This is a genomic window from Ochrobactrum sp. AP1BH01-1, from assembly GCF_018066705.1.
In the GTDB taxonomy this organism is placed as follows: domain Bacteria; phylum Pseudomonadota; class Alphaproteobacteria; order Rhizobiales; family Rhizobiaceae; genus Brucella.
In genome coordinates this window covers 162,180-179,658 of record NZ_JAGPOU010000004.1, presented here as the reverse complement: position 1 = coordinate 179,658, position 17,479 = coordinate 162,180, and the positions used below count along the sequence as shown (strand labels likewise).

The following is a 17,479-nucleotide window of genomic DNA, read 5'->3' as shown; positions in this document are numbered from 1 at the left end:
CCCTTTGAATTATCTTGAAGCGCAGATCGGGAATGGGTGAAATGGATCGCACTGTAGATTCTGCTGCTTGACAGAAATGCGGTCCTCTGCAACCTTTTCGCCATCCAAACCGTTTTCGATTTTATCAAACCGCTTACAGAATGGATGGGAGGAGGGAACTATGAAGACTTTTCAAGGTGTGCTCGCAGCGTGCGTGGCGCTTGGTCTGGCGACGGTCAGCGCCCATGCGGTGGAGATTTCCATCGCGGCCAATTCGACGGGCAACAACATCAAGTTTCTGCAGGAGCAGATCGTCAAGTTCGAGAAAGATACCGGCAACAAGGTCAATATCGTCTCGATGCCGCCGTCGAGCAGCGAGCAGTTCAGCCAGTATCGCCTTTGGCTCGCAGCTGGTAACGCCGATATCGACGTCTACCAGACGGATGTGGTCTGGGCGCCGCAACTGTCCGACCAGTTTGTCGATCTGACGGAGGCGACCAAGGACGTGACTGGCGCTCACTTTCCTTCCATCATCGCATCGCAGACCGTGAACGGAAAGCTGGTTGCCCTGCCATTCTACACCGACGCGCCAGCGCTTTTCTATCGCAAGGATCTGCTCGAAAAATATAACAAGCAGGTTCCCAAGACCTGGGACGAGATGACCGCAACCGCCAAGGAAATCATGGACAAGGAGCGGGCCGAAGGAAAGTCCGATCTCTGGGGCTTCGTGTTTCAGGGCAATGCCTATGAAGGACTGACCTGCAACGCGCTTGAATGGATCAAATCATCAGGCGGCGGCCAGATCGTTGAAGCCGACGGCACGATCTCCATTAACAACGAGAAGGCTGCGGCAGCCATCGACCGCGCCAAGGGCTGGATCGGTTCGATTTCGCCGCAAGGCGCGCTTGCCTATCAGGAAGAGGAATCGCGCGGTGTCTGGCAGACTGGCAATGCGGTCTTCATGCGCAACTGGCCTTATGCCTATGCGCTCGGCAACAGCGCGGATAGCGGCGTAAAAGGCAAGTTCGACGTCGCGCCTTTGCCCGCCGGTGCGGAAGGCGATGCGCCATCCTCGACGCTTGGTGGCTGGAACCTCGCCGTTTCCAAATATTCCACCAAGCAGGATGCGGCCATCGCACTGGTCAAATATCTGGCCTCGCCGGAAGTGCAGAAGGTTCAGGCAGTGGAGATTTCGCGCCTGCCGACCATCGAGGCGCTTTATGATGACAAGGATATCATTGCGGCGCAGCCTTTCATGGCCAACTGGAAGCCGATCTTCCAGAATGCCGTGCCACGTCCGTCGGCTGCGACAAAAGTAAAATATAATGAAGTCTCATCGAAATTCTGGACGGCAGTGCACAAGACGCTTTCGGGCAACGGCACTGCGGCGGAGAATCTCGAAATGCTTGAGGTCGAGCTGACTGAGCTGGAAGGCTCCGGCTGGTAGGACCGATCAAGCCGCGTTCGGGCGGCCTCCCAAGCCCCTTTTGGGCAGCCCGAACGCTCCAATCCCTCTGATCAGGACCAAGAGTGGGATCATGACGGAGACTTCTCTCGATATTTCGGGGAGTTCGGCCAGGAAAAGCCGGGTTCACTCCGATCTGCGCGCGCAGCGTATCCGCTCGGCGTGGCTGTTTCTCGCCCCAACCTTGTTCGTGCTGGCGCTGGTGGCAGGCTGGCCCCTGCTGCGGACCGTCTATTTCAGTTTCACCAATGCCTCGCTGACGAGCCTTGGCACGGCGGAATTCGTTGGCCTCAACAATTATCTGTCGTGGGTGACGCTCAAGAGCGGGCGAACCATCTATCGCGGTCTACTGGCCGATCCCGCCTGGTGGGGCGCGGTCTGGAATACGATCCGGTTTACCGTTCTTTCGGTCAGTCTGGAAACCGTCTTCGGATTGATCGTTGCATTGGTGCTGAACGCAAATTTTCGGGGGCGCGGCCTTGTGCGCGCCGCAATCCTGATCCCATGGGCGATCCCCACCATCGTCTCGGCCAAGATATGGCACTGGATGCTCAACGACCAGTTCGGCATTCTCAATCATATTCTGCTTAATCTGGGACTTATCAGCCAGAAGATCGCATGGACCGCCAATCCTGACACGGCGATGATTGCGGTGCTGATTGTGGATGTCTGGAAGACAACGCCCTTTATGGCGTTGCTTATTCTGGCCGGTTTGCAAATGGTGCCCACGGACATTTACGAGGCGGCCAGGATCGATGGCGTGCATCCGGTCAAGGTGTTCTGGCGGGTGACGCTGCCGCTGATCCGCCCGGCGCTGATGGTGGCGATCATCTTCCGTATGCTGGATGCGTTGCGCATCTTCGACCTGATTTACGTGCTGACGCCCAACAATGCGCAGACCAAGACCATGTCGGTCTTTGCGCGTGAGAATCTGTTCGATTTCGACAAGTTCGCCTATGGCGCGGCGGCATCGACAATGCTGTTTCTCATCATCGCAGGCATCACCTTGATCTACATGTTCTTCGGACGCGTCAATGTCGGCGGCAGGGGAGAGTAGCGTGATGCGCTTTATGAAAACCTTCGGCTTCTACCTGCTCGTGGCGCTCATCATTCTGGTTGCTGTCTTCCCGTTCTATTATGCGATCATCAGCAGTTTCAAATCGGGAACGGCGCTGTTTCAGGTCGATTACTGGCCAAGCGCTTTCTCGCTTGAGAACTATGCCGGTGTCCTGACACAAGGCAGCTTCCTCCGCAGTCTTGGCAACTCGCTGCTGGTGGCAACTGTCGTCGTGGCGATCTCGCTGTTGCTCGCGGTCACGGCTGCCTATGCGCTGGCGCGCGTGAGTTTTCGCGGGCGAGGGCTTTTGCTTCTCACCATTCTTTCGGTGTCGATGTTCCCGCAGATCGCAGTTCTGGCCGGCCTCTTCGAGCTGATCCGCTTCCTTGGTATTTTCAATACGCCGCTGGCGCTGATCTTTTCCTATATGATCTTCACACTGCCGTTCACGGTCTGGGTTCTCACCACCTTCATGCGTGACCTGCCGGTCGAGATCGAGGAAGCGGCAATCGTGGATGGCGCATCACCATGGATCATCATTACGCGGGTTTTCATGCCGCTCATGTGGCCCGCTCTGGTGACGACAGGGCTGCTTGCCTTCATATCCGCGTGGAACGAGTTCCTGTTCGCGCTCACCTTCACCTCTTCCGGCAGCCAGCGCACCGTGCCGGTGGCAATCGCGCTTCTGTCGGGCAGCAGTCAGTTTGAAATTCCATGGGGAAACATCATGGCGGCTTCCGTTATCGTTACGGTTCCCCTCGTCATCCTCGTTCTCATCTTCCAGCGGCGGATCGTGTCCGGCCTGACGGTAGGCGGCGTAAAGGGTTAGGTACAACCATGGCAGAACTTCAACTGCGCGATGTGCGCAAGTCATTCGGGAATTTCGAGGTTATCAGGGGCGTGGATATGGATATCCGGCCCGGCGAGTTCATGGTTTTCGTCGGCCCTTCCGGTTGTGGCAAGTCCACGCTGCTGCGTCTCATCGCCGGGCTGGAAGAAATCTCGTCGGGTAGCCTTACCATCGACGGAACGGTGGTCAACGGCTTCGCGCCGTCGAAGCGCGGCATTGCCATGGTGTTTCAGTCCTACGCGCTTTATCCTCATATGACGGTCTATGAAAACATGGCTTTCGGCATGCAGCTTGCAGGCAAGAGCAAGGATGAATGCAAGGAGCGCATTCATCAGGCCGCAGACATGCTGCAACTGACGCCTTATCTGGAGCGCCTACCGCGCCAGCTCTCGGGGGGGCAGCGTCAACGCGTTGCCATCGGTCGCGCCATTGTGCGCGACCCGAAGGTTTTCCTCTTCGATGAACCCTTGTCCAACCTCGATGCGGCACTACGTGTGGCTACAAGGCTTGAGATCGCCAAGCTTCACCAGAGCATGGAAGACACCACCATGATCTATGTGACGCACGATCAGGTGGAGGCGATGACGCTGGCCGACCGCATCTGCGTCCTGCGCGATGGACGCGTGGAGCAGATCGGCACGCCGCTCGAGCTTTACGAAAAGCCAAATTCGCTTTTCGTCGCCGGGTTCATCGGATCACCGAAGATGAATTTCCTGACCGGCAGACACAGTGAGCCTTTTGGCGCGCATATGGTGGGCCTGCGTCCCGAACATCTCGCCATTGTGCCCGAACGAGGCCACTGGACCGGTCAGGTGATCCATACCGAAATCCTCGGTTCCGATACCTATGTCTATATCGATCTCGGCCTGGAGGAGCCGCTGGTGGTCCGCGAAAGCGGCGTGGCAGCGCGTAGACCGGGCGAGACGCTTTCGGTTTCCCCCATGGGGGAAAATATTCATCGCTTCGATGAAAAAGGCCGCGCCGTCTGACGCCGACCTCCCAAGTTCAACGACACGTGAGACAAATGGGCCGTGATGCCCGCAGCAAGGAGAATACTCGTGCCTATTCGCACAATCGTCTGGGGTGAAAACATTCACGAGCAGATCAATGAAACCGTGCGTTCGGTCTATCCGAACGGCATGCATAACACGATCGCCGACGCGCTCAACAAGGATGGTGCTATCGAAGCGACGACTGCGACCTTGCAGGAGCCGGAGCATGGCCTGACGGAAGAGCGTCTTGCCGGAACCGACGTGCTGGTCTGGTGGGGGCATAAGGATCATGGCGGCGTCAGCGACGAGGTGGTGGAGCGCGTGACAAAGCGCGTTTTCGAGGGCATGGGTCTGATCGTGCTCCATTCCGGTCATTTCTCCAAGATTTTCAAGCGCCTGATGGGTACGCCCTGCGCGCTGAAATGGCGTGAGGCGGGCGAGCGTGAACGGCTCTGGGTTGTCAATCGCGGCCATCCGATCACGCAGGGACTGGACGAGAATTTCGTGCTGGAAAACGAAGAAATGTATGGCGAACAGTTCTCTGTGCCGGAGCCGCTCGAAACGGTGTTCATTTCGTGGTTCGCTGGCGGTGAAGTGTTTCGCTCCGGCATGACATGGCGGCGCGGCGCGGGCAATGTGTTCTATTTCCGCCCCGGTCACGAAACCTATCCGACCTATCACGACGCGAATGTGCAGACCGTTCTGCGCAATTCCGTGAAATGGGCCTATAATCCGCAACCGGCATGGACGGGCATTCATACCGCGCCGAATGTTCCGGTAGACAAGGCGCCGGAGCCGATCGTGGAGCGCGGTCCGAAATTGCACAAGCCGGGCGAAGCCGGCTATCGCTGAGGTGCATCATGCGTCTTCTTATTCTGGGTACTGGCGGCATGGCGAAGAACCATGCCGAAGCCTTCAAGGTCATCAACGGCGTGGAGGTTGTCGCGGCTTGTGATGTTTCGGCCGTACGGGTCGACGCGTTTTCGGAAAATCATGGCATTCACAACCGTTTTACGCGGCTTGAGGATGCGCTGGAGTGGAACCGCTTCGACGCGGTGGCCAATGTAACGCCGGACGCCATTCACCATCCGACCACCCTTGCGCTGGTCGGTGCAGGCAAGCATATTTTCTGCGAAAAACCGCTGGCTGAAAGCTATGAAAAAGCTGCGGAAATGGCCGATGCCGCCGAGCAGGCGGGCGTGGTCAATATGGTCAATCTCACCTATCGCAATGTCGCGCCCTTGCAAAAGGCGCGTGAAATGGTGATGGCGGGCGAGATTGGTCAAGTGCGCCACTTCGAGGCGTCATACCTGCAAAGCTGGCTTGTCTCGAAAGCGTGGGGTGACTGGAAGACGGAAAGCAAATGGCTCTGGCGCCTTTCGACCCGGCACGGTTCGAACGGGGTTTTGGGTGATGTCGGCATCCATATTCTCGACTTCGCGACCTATGCCATTGGCAGCGATGTGGAGCGGGCTTCGGCGCGTCTCAAGACTTTCGAGAAGGCGGACAACAATCATATCGGCGAATATGTGCTGGATGCCAATGACAGCTTCGTCATGATGGCCGAATATGCCAATGGTGCGCTGGGTGTCATTCACGCCAGCCGCTGGGCTACAGGTCACCTCAACGAGTTGCGGCTGCGTATCCATGGAGACAAGGGCGCGCTGGAAATTCTCCACACACCAACCGGCTCAAGTTTGCGCGGTTCCATCGGCGATGACATCGAAACGCCGGTATGGCGTGACATAGATGCCGGAACTGTAGAGACGAACTATCAGCGTTTCGCTCGTGCGGTTGCCGATGGCGCGCAACTGGAGCCGAGTTTTCGGCACGCCGCCAATCTGCAACGCGTTCTAGATCATGCGATGATCGTGGACAGGCCGTTGCCTGAGGTCGTAAGCGGATAAAAAAGGCGGGAGCCCTCCCGGGAAGACCGGGAGGGCTGTCAATCAGTTGTCCTTGGTAAAGGTGTTATCGACCTCGCCACGGAAAAAGTCGCGGCCATAGATCAACAGGCATAGCACAACTCCGGTCGCAAAAGCCCAGGCAGCACCACGGGTGGCAAGAACTGCGCCGACCACGCCTGCAATGCCGAGATCACGTTGGGAGCGCGCTTCAAGAATACCGACGCGAACCGAGACATACCCCTGAATGAGCAGGGTAAGCGCGAGCGCGACGCCGAGGATCGGCTGCACGAGCGTTACGATCGGCATCAGGAACAGGCCGGTATTGGTTCCCCAGCGGAACGAGCCCGCGCCGCCAAAGATCGAATGCATGGCCTTCTTGCCCTGCGAGAAACGCTCGGTAATGACCACATGCATGGCCGACCAGAGCGGACCGCACATGCATACATCCGGCCCAAGAACACTCATCGCCGCATTACGTCCGCCGAAAATGAGATGCGCCCGATCGGGGTTGTAGTCCACTTTTTCATCGGGGCGCGCCTCGTCAGCTTCCTTCAGAATAGCGCGGCTTTGCAGCACGTCGCCGAATACGACGATATAGGCTGCCAGCATGGTGGGAATAGCGCTGAGGAACATCGAAAGGGGCGGCAAGCCGAGACCGAAAACAGTATATTCACGCCAAAGTGTCGAGAAATCCGGGCTGGTTATCGACCATTCGAGCTTCGGCCATTGCGCTTCGCCGAAGAGGGGAGCGATAATGACCGCCAGGAGAATAATCGGAAATACGCCAAGTTTTCCAATGATGGCGAGCACCGGATTGCTGTTTTTTATCCGTGCAAAGTGCCGGGAAAAGATGACATAGAAGCCGAGACCTACGGCGATTGTGATCGTGAAGGGGAACGTATCGAAACGCCCGCCAAGCTGGAAAACCGATATGACGGCAGCAAACCCTGCGCCGACGATGATGCCCGCTTTGATGGCCGCCGGAATAAGTTGCACCACCCGGTGCGCCATACCCGTTGCGCCGATGAATATCGAGAATATGCCGAGCATCATCTGGAACGCGACCAATGCGTGAACGCGCTCCGGCCCTTCGGGGAAGGTGGCGCAATATGCCATCAGAAGCGGAATGGCAGGCGTAATCCAGCCCGGCACGACGGGGTCGCCAAGAAGATGGTGGGCAAGATAGAAAAGGCCGTTCAGGACGACAACGGCCAGCGCAACCTCGAAGGGCATTCCGAGCAGTTCGGTCATCAGTGGAATGGCGGACAGGTCCACCGCACACATCAGCAGGCCTTGAAAATAATCAGGCCATTCGAATTTGTAGTGAACGAAAGGCAGGCGAATTTTGAATGGTCCGGCAGGCCAAAAAGGCTGCTCCTGACCATCGATACGTTCAGTGCTCAATTTATTCTCCGGAGACATAAGGAACGGCTGCGGAGAAGCGGCAATCAGCTCACCTCCCCGCTGCGCGGTCCGTCAGGTCGTTATGTTTGATCAGAAAGCTTCGCGATAAAGCGCCAGGGCGTCAGCCTCGGTCACGTCCACCGGATTGTTGCCCAGGAGCCGGGTTTGCAGCATCGCGTCGCGCGCCAGCATTTCAAGGCTCTCTTCCGTCACGCCGACATCGCGCAGGCGGCGCGGCGCGCCCGACTTGTTCATCAGCTCTTCCATATAGGTGACGAAAGCCGCCGAGCGCTCTTCCGTTGTGCCGGCAGATTTCTCCAGCAGCAGATCGGCAAGTTCGGCGTAAAGCGTAGCCGCGCCAGCCATATTGTAGCGCAGGACCGGACCCAGCATCAGCGCATTGGAAAGGCCATGCGGCACATGATAGTGGCCGCCAAGCGGATAAGCCAGTGCGTGAACAGCGCCGACCGGCGAGTTGGAGAAAGCCTGGCCGGCATAGTTGGCGCCGAGCAGCATGGCCTCGCGGGCATGACGGTCATTGCCGTTTTCGCAAGCCGCGATCAGATTGGCCGAAAGAAGCTTCAGGGCTTCACGCGCGAATGCGTCTGACAGCGGGTTCTTCTTGATCCGGCTCGTATAAGCCTCAATCGCGTGAACCATGGCGTCGATGCCGGTTGCTGCCGTATGGAGGGCTGGCAAGCCGCAGGTCAGTTCTGCGTCGAGGATAACGAAGTCGGCGTAGAGCTGACGGGCAACGACGCCCATTTTTGTGGTTTCGCCAGTCGTCAGAATGGTGATGTTCGTGACTTCCGATCCTGTCCCGGCGGTGGTGGGGATCTGGATCAGCGGGAGACGGCTGCCCCGCACCTTGCCAATGCCGTAAAGCTCGGAAAGTTCCTGTTCGGAGACAAGCAGCACTGCTGCGAGCTTGGCAATGTCCATGGATGAGCCGCCGCCCAGGCCAAGCACGATATCGCAGCTCGCGGCCTTTGCCTGCTCGACGCAGGCAAACAATACCGATTCCGGCGGATCGGCCACGACGTCGTCGAATACGCTGATGCCGAATCCTGCCTTTTCAAGCGAGGCCAGCGCATGGTTGAGGACGCCGGCCTTGTGCAAGCCCTTGTCCGTCACGATCAGAATCTTGCGTTCCGAAAACCGCTCTCCGAGAATTTCGCCGAGGCGCTGCGCAGCGCTCCATTCGACGAGCATCGAGCCAACGGTATCGAACGAAAATGGCTTGATCTCTGTTGTCATCATTCCACCCTTTCACTTTCACCAGCGCCGAGGTCTCTCATTTCCTCACCGGCACACAACGCTGGGTTATCCCGGAAGCGCTTCTGTCTTGGGAAGGAAGCGCCCGGTAAATTCTCCGATGCAGCCGATGCACCGGCAGTTCTGAAAGAAAAGCCTTGGGAGAAACTCTTCCTTTGTTCAATATATTGAACAATGTTCAAAACTGAATGGTCGATACAGGATAAGAAGCTGGACTGTCAATTTCTCCCTTAGACCAAGACGCCGAAATCAGTCTTTGAAAGTGCATGATGGAAATGCCCGGGGCGATAAGCGATTGAAAAGGTTGCCCATCACCTCTGGAGCGTCACACGACTTTGTGAATATTCAAGCAAAATAACTTGCCGGGCTTCGCCCGAGACTGCGCTTGAATGTTGCCGCGAAAGCGCTTGCGCTTTGGTATCCGCAATCCAGTGCTACGGTAACGACCGGTACGCCTGCGGCAAGTGCAGGCAAGGCGGCGAGCAGCCGGGCCTGCTGCCGCCAGCGGCCATAAGTCATTCCGGTTTCACGCTCGAAATGACGCATGAAACTGCGCCTGCTCATGCCCGTTCGACTGGCTGCTGCATCAAGGGACAGTTCAGTATCGGGCTCCGCCTGCATTATCTGGCAAAGCCCACGGAGCCGCTTATCCGATGGCATGGGCAGATTGAGTGGTTCGACGGGTAGAAAAGTGAGTTCTTCCAGCAGCAATTCGCAGACACGTCGAGCAAACGGCGTGGCAGCGCGATCCTGCAATTCAACAAGACGCAGGATCAGTTCGCGCAGCAAGGGCGAAACTTCCACCACGCCACAGGACGAGGGAAGGGAGTGGGCCGCATCCGAACGGACAAAAATCGTACGAAACTGGACCGGTCCATGGCTGCGCGTTGCATGCTTCACCATCGGCGGTACCCACACCGCACGATTTGGCGGTACGACCCAGGTGCCGCTCTCCGTTGTGACGGACACTACGCCGGATCGCGCATAGATCAGTTGCGCGTCGCGGTGCCGGTGCAGTGGCGCTGCAAAGGATGCGTCATCCTGAGCCAACGCAGTTACGGCGAGTGCCAGGGGGACGGGATAATTCAGTGACATGGATTGACCCTTTTGCGCTCAATAATGACCTTAAAGCGCAGGAATGCCAACATCTGTTTGCCTATTATGGGTGGTAGAAGCCATTTTTAAGAAAGCCAGACAGTGTCCGCTTGCGCCTGCCACAAGACACTTGTTTCAACGGAGCTGAGCGCTCCGGTTGGCGGCGCACGCCTGGCTTTTTCGTTTCTTCTCCTTCGACTTACTGGCGACCGTTGGGCCTGATGGCATCCCGGCGGTCGTAACCTGCCGTCAATCCCTTTTCCATTGTCGCAGTTGCTGCTCCGTGCAGCCGAAGGAACTATTGTCATGATGCAGAACCCGGATAGCAAATACCGTCCCTTCATATCTCCAATTGAACTGCCGGATCGCCAGTGGCCGAACCGACGGCTGACGCAGGCGCCGCGCTGGGTGTCGACAGATCTGCGCGATGGCAATCAGGCGCTTGCCGACCCGATGGACGGCGAAAAGAAAATGCGCTTCTATCGCATGCTTCTGGAAATCGGTTTCAAGGAAATCGAGGTCGCATTTCCTTCCGCATCGCAGACAGAGTTCAATTTTGTTCGCCGTCTGATCGAAGATAATCTGATACCCGACGATGTGACCATTCAGGTGCTCACCCAATCGCGCGCCGACCTCATCGCACGCACTTTCGAATCCCTGCGCGGTGCGCGTCAGGCCATCGTTCATCTTTATAATGCAACTGCGCCGCTGTTTCGTCGTGTGGTGTTTAAAATGGAAAAGGACGAGATCATCGATCTGGCGGTCAGTGGGGTTACCGCCATGCTGGAAGAAAGCCGGAAGCAACCAGAGACACGCTGGACTTTCGAATATTCGCCGGAAACCTTCTGCTTTACCGAGCCTGATTTCGCGCTGGAAATCTGCGAACGTGTTCTGGATGTCTGGCAGCCAACGCCCGAAAACAAGGCGATCCTGAACCTCCCTGCTACGGTCGAAGTGGCAATGCCGAATGTCTATGCGGATCAGATCGAATGGTTCTGCCGCAACCTGTCGCGCCGTGACAGCGTCATTATCAGCGTGCATCCGCATAATGACCGAGGCACGGCGGTGGCTGCGACGGAACAGGCCTTGCTGGCTGGCGCCGATCGTGTCGAGGGTTGTCTGTTCGGCAATGGCGAGCGCACCGGCAATGTCGATCTCGTTACGCTGGCGCTGAACTTCTATACGCAGGGCATCGACCCCAAGCTGTATTTTCCGGAAATGCGATCCGTGGTGCGAACGGTGGAGCATTGCAACCACTTGCCGGTGCATCCGCGCCATCCCTATGCCGGCGAACTGGTCCATACTGCCTTTTCCGGCTCGCATCAGGATGCGATCCGCAAGGGTTTTGCCGCGCATCAAAGCCGCAATGACGGCATATGGGAAATGCCCTATCTGCCCATTGACCCGAAGGATATCGGTGAAAGCTATGAAGCGGTCATCCGTGTCAACAGCCAGTCGGGCAAGGGCGGCGTGGCATGGGTGCTGGAGCAGGACCGGGGGCTGAAACTGCCGCGACCGCTGCAAATCGATTTCAGCCGCCGCGTGCAGGCCTTTGCCGACGATACCGGCAAGGAAACGACTGCCGAAATGATCTGGACGCTGTTCCGCGATGTGTACCATCTGGAAGAGAATGCCGATTTCGAGCTTCTGAATTACAAAGAAAGCAGGTCGGCACGGAGCGGAGAAGCGCGTGTCTTCGCCGGGCGGATTCGGCATCGCGGCAGGGAAATAGCCATAACCGGGCGGGGCAATGGTTTGATATCAAGCGCTGTTTCGGCATTGCAGACCGGTTGCGGGATCGATCTGGAAGTCGTCGATTATCACGAGCATTCGCTGAAAAGAGGCACCTACGCGCAGGCTGCGGCTTACATCGAATGCCGGACGCACGATGGAGCGAAAGTCTTCGGCGTCGGGATCGATGATGACATCGCAACCGCGTCGATACGGGCGGTGTTGAGCGCTGCCGCGAACTTTCCCGTCAGCGGCGTCTAAAAAGTGAGGAAGCAAACGCGATTTGCTCTTGACCTCAACCAAGGTTGAGGAACTAGAGAAGCATGGCCGATCATTTGGAGTATCGTCCATGCGCTTGTCGCTTCTTCTTGTTCCCCTTACTTTTTCCACTGTCCTTCTTGTTTCGACAGCCGCCTCTGGTGACGGGGCAGATGCTGCGGCGGGGGAAAAACTCTTCAAGCGATGCTCCGTCTGCCACACGGCGGATGCCGACGAAAGCAAACGCGGCCCATCACTGAAAGGCGTGGTGGGCCGCAAGGCCGCCTCCTATCCGGGCTATCCCTATTCGGATGCAATGCGCAAGGCGGCTGCCGACGGGTTGGTCTGGAACGACGAGGAGTTGAACGCTTTTCTCAAGAAGCCGCAGGCCATGGTGAAAGGCACCTGGATGGCTTTTGCCGGGCTGACCAGGGAGAAGGACCTCGAAAACATGATCGCCTATCTGAAACAGCATTCCGAATAGCTGTTTGGAACCGATATGGCCAAACGGACATCCCGACGTGAGGCCATGGCCGGTCGGAAGCGCTGCGGGGCGATTCCGACCGGCGCCATGCAGGGACACCAGCCAAAGGTTGCTTCTGATGAACAGAAACGTGCTGCATATAGACCGCGACGCAATTGGCGCCGTTTCGAAACGAGAATTTGCGGATGCGATGTCGCGGATGGCCGCGACCGTGTCCGTGGTGACCGCATGCGATGCCGGGAAAGCTCATGGCCGCACGGTGACGGCGGTGTTGTCGCTTTCCGCCGAGCCGCCCATGATTTTGGTTTCGGTGAAAAGCGACAGCGCGCTGGCAACGGCGATCCTTTCTGATGGTGGGTTCTCGCTGGCCATGCTCGCGGAAGGCCAGGAGATGATCGGTGATGCCTTCGCGGGCAAGGTTCCCTACGCGCAGAGATTTCTCATTGGTGTGTGGGGCGAGTGGCCGTCTGGCAGACCGCATCTTTTCGGTGCTTCGGCTGCCATTGATTGCGAACTGGCGGGCAGTGTTCCGATGGCGGACCACACGCTTTTTGCCGGGCTGGTAACGAATACCGATTTGCCGCTGCATTCGCGCCCGTTGCTATGGGCCCGCCGCAATTATCGCGCACTGAGACATGACGCGGATTTATGACGCGCCTTGCAATTGTGCGGGGCTGCGGCCTACACATTCGGCATGATCGAGTTTGACGATATGGAACATTCAGGTCTCAAGAAAAGCCTGACAGTTGGTGACGTTTCCCGGCGCGCCGGAGTGGCGGTCTCTACGGTCCATTTCTATGAAACCAAGGGGCTCATCGAGGGCTGGCGCACGGAAGGCAACCAGCGCCGCTATCACCGTGCCGTGCTGCGCCGCATCGCCATCATCAAGATCGCGCAACGCGCGGGCATCCCGCTTGCTATCATTCGTGAAGCGCTGGCGGATCTTCCGCACGATCACGTACCGACAACGGAGGACTGGAGACGTTTTTCGGAAGCCTGGAAAGATATGCTTCAGGAGCGTATCGACAGTCTCATGCAGCTTCGCGATCAGATAACGAGCTGCATCGGCTGCGGTTGTCTCTCGCTGTCCGAATGCCCGTTGCGCAATCCCGACGACGTCCTTGGACAACAGGGCGCCGGTCCCAGAAGATTGATCGTCAAGAGCGACAATCTCATCTGATTTTCCAGCACCCGCACTGAGCCTTCCCAACCGCCATTGCGCTCCTTCGCAGTGGCGGTTTGGCTTGGTTTTGGACACCTTTCGGACTTGCCCGAACCCCATGTTTTGAGAGGAAAATACCCTATTGACCTCAATCAAAGTTGAGGTCCTATAAACCCGTCGGCAACAAATCAGTTCATGGAGGCCGACAGTGCAAAGTTCGATCGAAGAGACAATTCCGGCGGGAGATGCAGGCTACAGGCCTGGAGGCTGGGGTGAGCTTCTAAGCGGTAAAAACGGCCTCTATGCCCTGGCCTTGGCCGGTGGGGTTACTCTCCATGCGGTCAATATGTACATCGCCACCACAGTCATGCCGAGTGTGGTGCAAGATATTGGCGGCATGGATTTCTATGCCTGGGCCACGACATTGTTCGTCGTTGCCTCCATTCTCGGAGCGGCACTTACCGCGAGGCTTCTGAAAAGTGCGGGTCCGCGAGGTGCCTACGTCGTGGCGACCCTGCTGTTCGCAGCCGGCACACTGATCTCGTCTCTGGCCATCAACATGCCGGTCATGCTGGCGGGGCGGAGCGTGCAAGGCCTCGGTGGCGGATTTCTTTACGCGCTTGCCTATGGTCTCACCCGTGTTGTGTTACCGGAGCGTCTGTGGGGCAGGGCTATCGGTCTCATTTCTGCAATGTTCGGCGTGGCGACACTGATCGGTCCGGCGATTGGCGGCATCTTTGCCGAATATGGCGCATGGCGCGCCGCGTTCTGGTCGCTGCTGCCGGTTTCGGGACTTTTCGCTGTGGTGGCATTCGCAACTCTGCCGCGTTCGAGCTGGGACAAGAACGAACGCGTATCGGTACCGGTTCTCCAGCTTATCCTGCTGACGGGGGCGGTCCTCGCCGTGTCAGCGGGGAGCCTATCACAGGAAACGCTATGGAAGGTCGTCGGTCTGGGTGCTGCGATATTCATGATCGCCATCATCGCAGTTGTGGACCGCGATGCCAAGGCCCGTCTGCTGCCGCGCCGTTCATTCAGCCTGTCGACGCCGCTCGGTGCTCTCTATCTTACGATTGCGCTTTTGATGCTCAGCATGCAGCCTGAAATCTACGTGCCTTATCTGCTTCAGCACCTTCACGGCCAGTCTCCGCTATGGGCGGGGTATCTGGCGGCGCTGATGGCGATTGGCTGGACAGTGGCATCCTTCCTCAGCTCCAAATGGCAGGAGAAGGGCGGCGACAAGCTCGTCGTGGCAGGCCCAATCCTCGCACTTGCTGGCCTGGTGTTGCTTGCCGTGTTTCTTCCAGTTCACGGTAACGGCAACTGGTCATTGCTCGCGCCCGTTTGCCTTGGCCTCATCCTGATCGGTTTTGGGATCGGCCTGGCCTGGCCAAGCCTCGTCACCGGCGTTTATCAAAGCGCTCCGTCGACCGAGCAGGATCTTGCTGCGGGCGGTATGACGACCGTGCAGCTCTTCGCCATTGCTTTCGGAACGGCCCTTGCAGGCATGGTTGCGAATTTCGCTGGTATTGCCGCGCCCGGAGGCGCGGAAGGCGCGGCAAATGCCTCGCTCTGGCTCTCGGTGATTTTCGCGCTCGCGCCAGCGATTGCCGTGGCGGTCGCATTCAAGGTTATCCGTATTACCGGCGGAAAGGGTTGACCAATGCCGCGTTTCATCGCCAACATCCTCGATTCCCGTGCCGGTCTTTTGCTGGCGCGGATCGTCCTCACCTTCGTCTTCTGGTCCAGCGGGCTGGCCAAGCTCTTCGATTTCGGAAGCAATGCTGCGGAAATGGAAAGCTTTGGTCTTCTTCCCGGTTGGCTGTTCAACAGCGCGACCCTGCTTTTGCAAATCATCGGATCGCTGATGATCATCTTCAATCGCGGAACCTGGCTGGCTTGTGGTGCTCTTGCTATCTTCACGTTCCTCACCATTCCCGTTGCGCACCCGTTTTGGGCAAAGGAAGGAGAAGAAGCTTTTCGGGATATGACGGTGGCGCTGGAGCACATATCGCTGATCGGTGGCCTGGCTGTCGTCGCCATTCTATCGCGCAAGGTTTAAACCACTGGACGCACGGATTGCCCTGCCTGTACCTTGCCTGTCGTCTTAACGATAGGCAGGGAGGGCCGCGCATGGATGTGACGATCATAACGGGAGCATCGGATGGTATCGGCGCGGAAACCGCGCGGCAGATCGCCCGGCGCGACCGCGCCAATGCTGCTCTTGTGCTTGCTGCTCGCAATATCGACAAGCTGGAGAGGCTTGCCGCCGAATTGCGGCAACTGGGCAGCTCGGCCCTTGTGATACCCACCGACGTTAAGGATCGCGCTGCCTGCATCGCCCTGATCGACAAGGCGGTTTCCGCCTATGGCCGCATTGACACGCTGATCGTGAATGCCGGCATGTCGGCGCATGCCAATTTTGCCGAGATCAAGCCGGATGATCTCGATTGGATGCATGATTTGATGGAATTGAACTACTGGGGCAGCGTCTGGCCTATCCATGCCGCACTTCCATATCTTGCTGCAAGCAAGGGGCGGATCGTAGCTGTCTCATCCGTTGCCGGATTGATCGGCGTGCCGGGTCGCACTGCCTATAGCGGAACCAAGTTCGCTCTTTCCGGGTTTTGTGAAGCACTTCGCGCGGAACTGGAACCGAGCGGCATATCGGTAACGATCGTCTATCCGGGTGTCGTCAAAACGGACATTCGCAAAGTTGGCTACAGCGCAAGCGGTGCCGCTTTGGGAACGAGCGGCGTGCTTGAGGACGACATGATGCCGGTCGAGGAAGCCGTGCGGCTGATGCTAGCGGGCGTTCAGGCGCGCAAACGCGAAGTGTTGATGACTCGGCAGATGCGGTCGGGGCGCTGGTTGAAGCTTATAGCGCCCGCTCTGGTGGACCGCATGGCGCTCAAGGCTATCAAGCCCGAGTTCAGGCCGAAACCGATCAACCCCGCAAAATAGACAGCGATAATTCTGCCATTCGTAGGGTTGCCGGAATGGTCCGCTAGTTTTTACGCCTTGTTTCTGACTATCTATTGACGAGTTTTTAACTTTAGCTACTATATATAGTGTTCTAGGTTCTTTCGATTCGTCGGATCGAAAGCTAAGACGGGAATCCGGTGGGTTTCATCCATGATGGATGCAGCAAAGCCGGAGCTGCCCCCGCAACTGTAAGCGGAGAGTTCTGTCCATCACGTCACTGGCTTTGGCTGGGAAGGCGGACAGGACGTTGATCCGTGAGCCAGGAGACCTGCCTTGAACGAGTACGTCCACGGGCGGGGTGTCCGGTTGGCGCGCAATCTTATATGGCAAGCTTTGCCTTGCCGGTTGCTGCCCCGAACTTCCCGCTTTGTTTTTACGCATTATCCTAAGCAAAGCCGCTTCGTACTTTTGCTGGGATGTAGCTTCGGGGTGAAGTCCATGTTCAGTTTATTCAGTTTCAGTTCGGGTCCTCCTTTCGAGTTATAGTTTATGCGATCCGGCTGCTTATTCGCGGCTGGCCGATCCCCTGTTCCATCTCCTTTGACGCGCATTTTGCGATGCGCGAACGGTTTTTTGCGTCCTCCCAACCAGCGAGAAAAAAATGAACGTCACCGTTTACAGCAAGCCCGCCTGCGTCCAGTGCACGGCTACCACACGCGCCCTTGATCGCCAGGGCATCGAATATGAGATCATCGATATTTCCGCGGATGCCGATGCTTTCCATCTCGTTCAGGGCATGGGCTACCGCCAGGTGCCGGTGGTTGTGGCGGGAGAATCCCATTGGGCGGGTTTCCGGCCCGATATGATCAGCACCCTCGCCTGAGGGCCGCGGTTT

At 57.6% G+C, this 17,479-nt stretch carries 17 protein-coding genes and 1 riboswitch; of the genes, 14 read left to right on the top strand and 3 right to left on the bottom strand.

Features of this window, described 5'->3' with window-relative positions:
- Positions 1–160: 160 nt before the first annotated feature.
- The 6 genes from J9800_RS15770 (at position 161) to J9800_RS15745 (ending at position 6,250) form a co-directional block, all read left to right on the top strand.
- The gene (locus J9800_RS15770) at positions 161–1,426 is read left to right on the top strand and encodes an ABC transporter substrate-binding protein (RefSeq protein ID WP_114215962.1); all 1,266 of its coding nucleotides are present in this window, start codon (positions 161–163) and stop codon (positions 1,424–1,426) included.
- A gap of 91 nt (positions 1,427–1,517) precedes the next feature.
- Positions 1,518–2,501, top strand: a complete 984-nt coding sequence (locus tag J9800_RS15765) for a carbohydrate ABC transporter permease (protein WP_114215961.1) — start codon at positions 1,518–1,520, stop codon at positions 2,499–2,501.
- A 4-nt stretch (positions 2,502–2,505) separates the two neighbouring features.
- Entirely contained in the window at positions 2,506–3,330 is an 825-nt protein-coding gene (locus tag J9800_RS15760; protein WP_114216122.1) for a carbohydrate ABC transporter permease, read from the top strand.
- A gap of 8 nt (positions 3,331–3,338) precedes the next feature.
- Positions 3,339–4,340 carry an ABC transporter ATP-binding protein gene (locus J9800_RS15755; protein WP_114215960.1) on the top strand — a complete coding sequence of 334 codons (1,002 nt, stop codon included), beginning with the start codon at positions 3,339–3,341 and terminating at the stop codon, positions 4,338–4,340.
- Between the two features lie 69 nt (positions 4,341–4,409).
- Entirely contained in the window at positions 4,410–5,195 is a 786-nt protein-coding gene (locus tag J9800_RS15750; protein ID WP_162792656.1) for a ThuA domain-containing protein, read from the top strand.
- Positions 5,196–5,203: 8 nt separating this feature from the next.
- Entirely contained in the window at positions 5,204–6,250 is a 1,047-nt protein-coding gene (locus tag J9800_RS15745) for a Gfo/Idh/MocA family protein (RefSeq protein WP_112586244.1), read from the top strand.
- A 42-nt stretch (positions 6,251–6,292) separates the two neighbouring features.
- Here the strand turns inward: J9800_RS15745 and J9800_RS15740 are convergent, their stop codons facing one another.
- From J9800_RS15740 to J9800_RS15730, 3 genes are all read right to left on the bottom strand, one after another.
- Complete coding sequence (locus J9800_RS15740) at positions 6,293–7,654, bottom strand: hypothetical protein (RefSeq protein ID WP_205315941.1); 1,362 nt, start codon at positions 7,652–7,654, stop codon at positions 6,293–6,295.
- A gap of 90 nt (positions 7,655–7,744) precedes the next feature.
- Entirely contained in the window at positions 7,745–8,914 is a 1,170-nt protein-coding gene (locus J9800_RS15735) for an iron-containing alcohol dehydrogenase (RefSeq protein ID WP_114215958.1), read from the bottom strand.
- Between the two features lie 360 nt (positions 8,915–9,274).
- Positions 9,275–10,024: an AraC family transcriptional regulator gene (locus J9800_RS15730; RefSeq protein WP_114215957.1), complete on the bottom strand. Its 750-nt coding sequence runs from the start codon at positions 10,022–10,024 to the stop codon at positions 9,275–9,277.
- A 306-nt stretch (positions 10,025–10,330) separates the two neighbouring features.
- On the opposite strand from J9800_RS15730, the gene leuA reads away from it, so the two are divergent.
- The 8 genes from leuA (at position 10,331) to nrdH (ending at position 17,467) form a co-directional block, all read left to right on the top strand.
- Complete coding sequence (gene leuA / locus J9800_RS15725) at positions 10,331–12,016, top strand: 2-isopropylmalate synthase (RefSeq protein ID WP_114215956.1); 1,686 nt, start codon at positions 10,331–10,333, stop codon at positions 12,014–12,016.
- A gap of 88 nt (positions 12,017–12,104) precedes the next feature.
- Complete coding sequence (locus tag J9800_RS15720; protein WP_114215955.1) at positions 12,105–12,497, top strand: c-type cytochrome; 393 nt, start codon at positions 12,105–12,107, stop codon at positions 12,495–12,497.
- A gap of 118 nt (positions 12,498–12,615) precedes the next feature.
- Positions 12,616–13,149 (top strand): flavin reductase family protein, encoded by a 534-nt coding sequence (locus tag J9800_RS15715; protein ID WP_286167550.1) that lies wholly within the window; start codon positions 12,616–12,618, stop codon positions 13,147–13,149.
- Between the two features lie 60 nt (positions 13,150–13,209).
- Positions 13,210–13,677, top strand: coding sequence for a redox-sensitive transcriptional activator SoxR (gene soxR, locus J9800_RS15710; RefSeq protein WP_162707429.1), 468 nt, complete (start codon positions 13,210–13,212; stop codon positions 13,675–13,677).
- Between the two features lie 190 nt (positions 13,678–13,867).
- Positions 13,868–15,319 (top strand): MFS transporter, encoded by a 1,452-nt coding sequence (locus tag J9800_RS15705; protein ID WP_114215954.1) that lies wholly within the window; start codon positions 13,868–13,870, stop codon positions 15,317–15,319.
- 3 nt (positions 15,320–15,322) lie between these two features.
- Entirely contained in the window at positions 15,323–15,721 is a 399-nt protein-coding gene (locus J9800_RS15700) for a DoxX family protein (protein WP_114215953.1), read from the top strand.
- Between the two features lie 71 nt (positions 15,722–15,792).
- Entirely contained in the window at positions 15,793–16,623 is an 831-nt protein-coding gene (locus tag J9800_RS15695; protein ID WP_114215952.1) for an SDR family oxidoreductase, read from the top strand.
- Between the two features lie 97 nt (positions 16,624–16,720).
- A riboswitch (cobalamin riboswitch) is annotated at positions 16,721–16,934 on the top strand.
- A 311-nt stretch (positions 16,935–17,245) separates the two neighbouring features.
- Entirely contained in the window at positions 17,246–17,467 is a 222-nt protein-coding gene (gene nrdH / locus J9800_RS15690) for a glutaredoxin-like protein NrdH (protein WP_114215951.1), read from the top strand.
- Positions 17,468–17,479 lie beyond the last annotated feature (12 nt).

What these genes read in the sequence shown, in the direction of transcription:
- J9800_RS15770 (WP_114215962.1), top strand. Translation starts at nt 161, where the DNA reads ATGAAGACTTTTCAAGGTGTGCTCGCAGCGTGCGTGGCGCTTGGTCTG.
- J9800_RS15765 (WP_114215961.1), top strand. Translation starts at nt 1,518, where the DNA reads ATGACGGAGACTTCTCTCGATATTTCGGGGAGTTCGGCCAGGAAAAGC.
- J9800_RS15760 (WP_114216122.1), top strand. Translation starts at nt 2,506, where the DNA reads ATGCGCTTTATGAAAACCTTCGGCTTCTACCTGCTCGTGGCGCTCATC.
- J9800_RS15755 (WP_114215960.1), top strand. Translation starts at nt 3,339, where the DNA reads ATGGCAGAACTTCAACTGCGCGATGTGCGCAAGTCATTCGGGAATTTC.
- J9800_RS15745 (WP_112586244.1), top strand. Translation starts at nt 5,204, where the DNA reads ATGCGTCTTCTTATTCTGGGTACTGGCGGCATGGCGAAGAACCATGCC.
- J9800_RS15735 (WP_114215958.1), bottom strand. Translation starts at nt 8,914, where the DNA reads ATGATGACAACAGAGATCAAGCCATTTTCGTTCGATACCGTTGGCTCG.
- J9800_RS15730 (WP_114215957.1), bottom strand. Translation starts at nt 10,024, where the DNA reads ATGTCACTGAATTATCCCGTCCCCCTGGCACTCGCCGTAACTGCGTTG.
- leuA (WP_114215956.1), top strand. Translation starts at nt 10,331, where the DNA reads ATGATGCAGAACCCGGATAGCAAATACCGTCCCTTCATATCTCCAATT.
- J9800_RS15720 (WP_114215955.1), top strand. Translation starts at nt 12,105, where the DNA reads ATGCGCTTGTCGCTTCTTCTTGTTCCCCTTACTTTTTCCACTGTCCTT.
- J9800_RS15715 (WP_286167550.1), top strand. Translation starts at nt 12,616, where the DNA reads ATGAACAGAAACGTGCTGCATATAGACCGCGACGCAATTGGCGCCGTT.
- soxR (WP_162707429.1), top strand. Translation starts at nt 13,210, where the DNA reads ATGGAACATTCAGGTCTCAAGAAAAGCCTGACAGTTGGTGACGTTTCC.
- J9800_RS15700 (WP_114215953.1), top strand. Translation starts at nt 15,323, where the DNA reads ATGCCGCGTTTCATCGCCAACATCCTCGATTCCCGTGCCGGTCTTTTG.
- J9800_RS15695 (WP_114215952.1), top strand. Translation starts at nt 15,793, where the DNA reads ATGGATGTGACGATCATAACGGGAGCATCGGATGGTATCGGCGCGGAA.
- nrdH (WP_114215951.1), top strand. Translation starts at nt 17,246, where the DNA reads ATGAACGTCACCGTTTACAGCAAGCCCGCCTGCGTCCAGTGCACGGCT.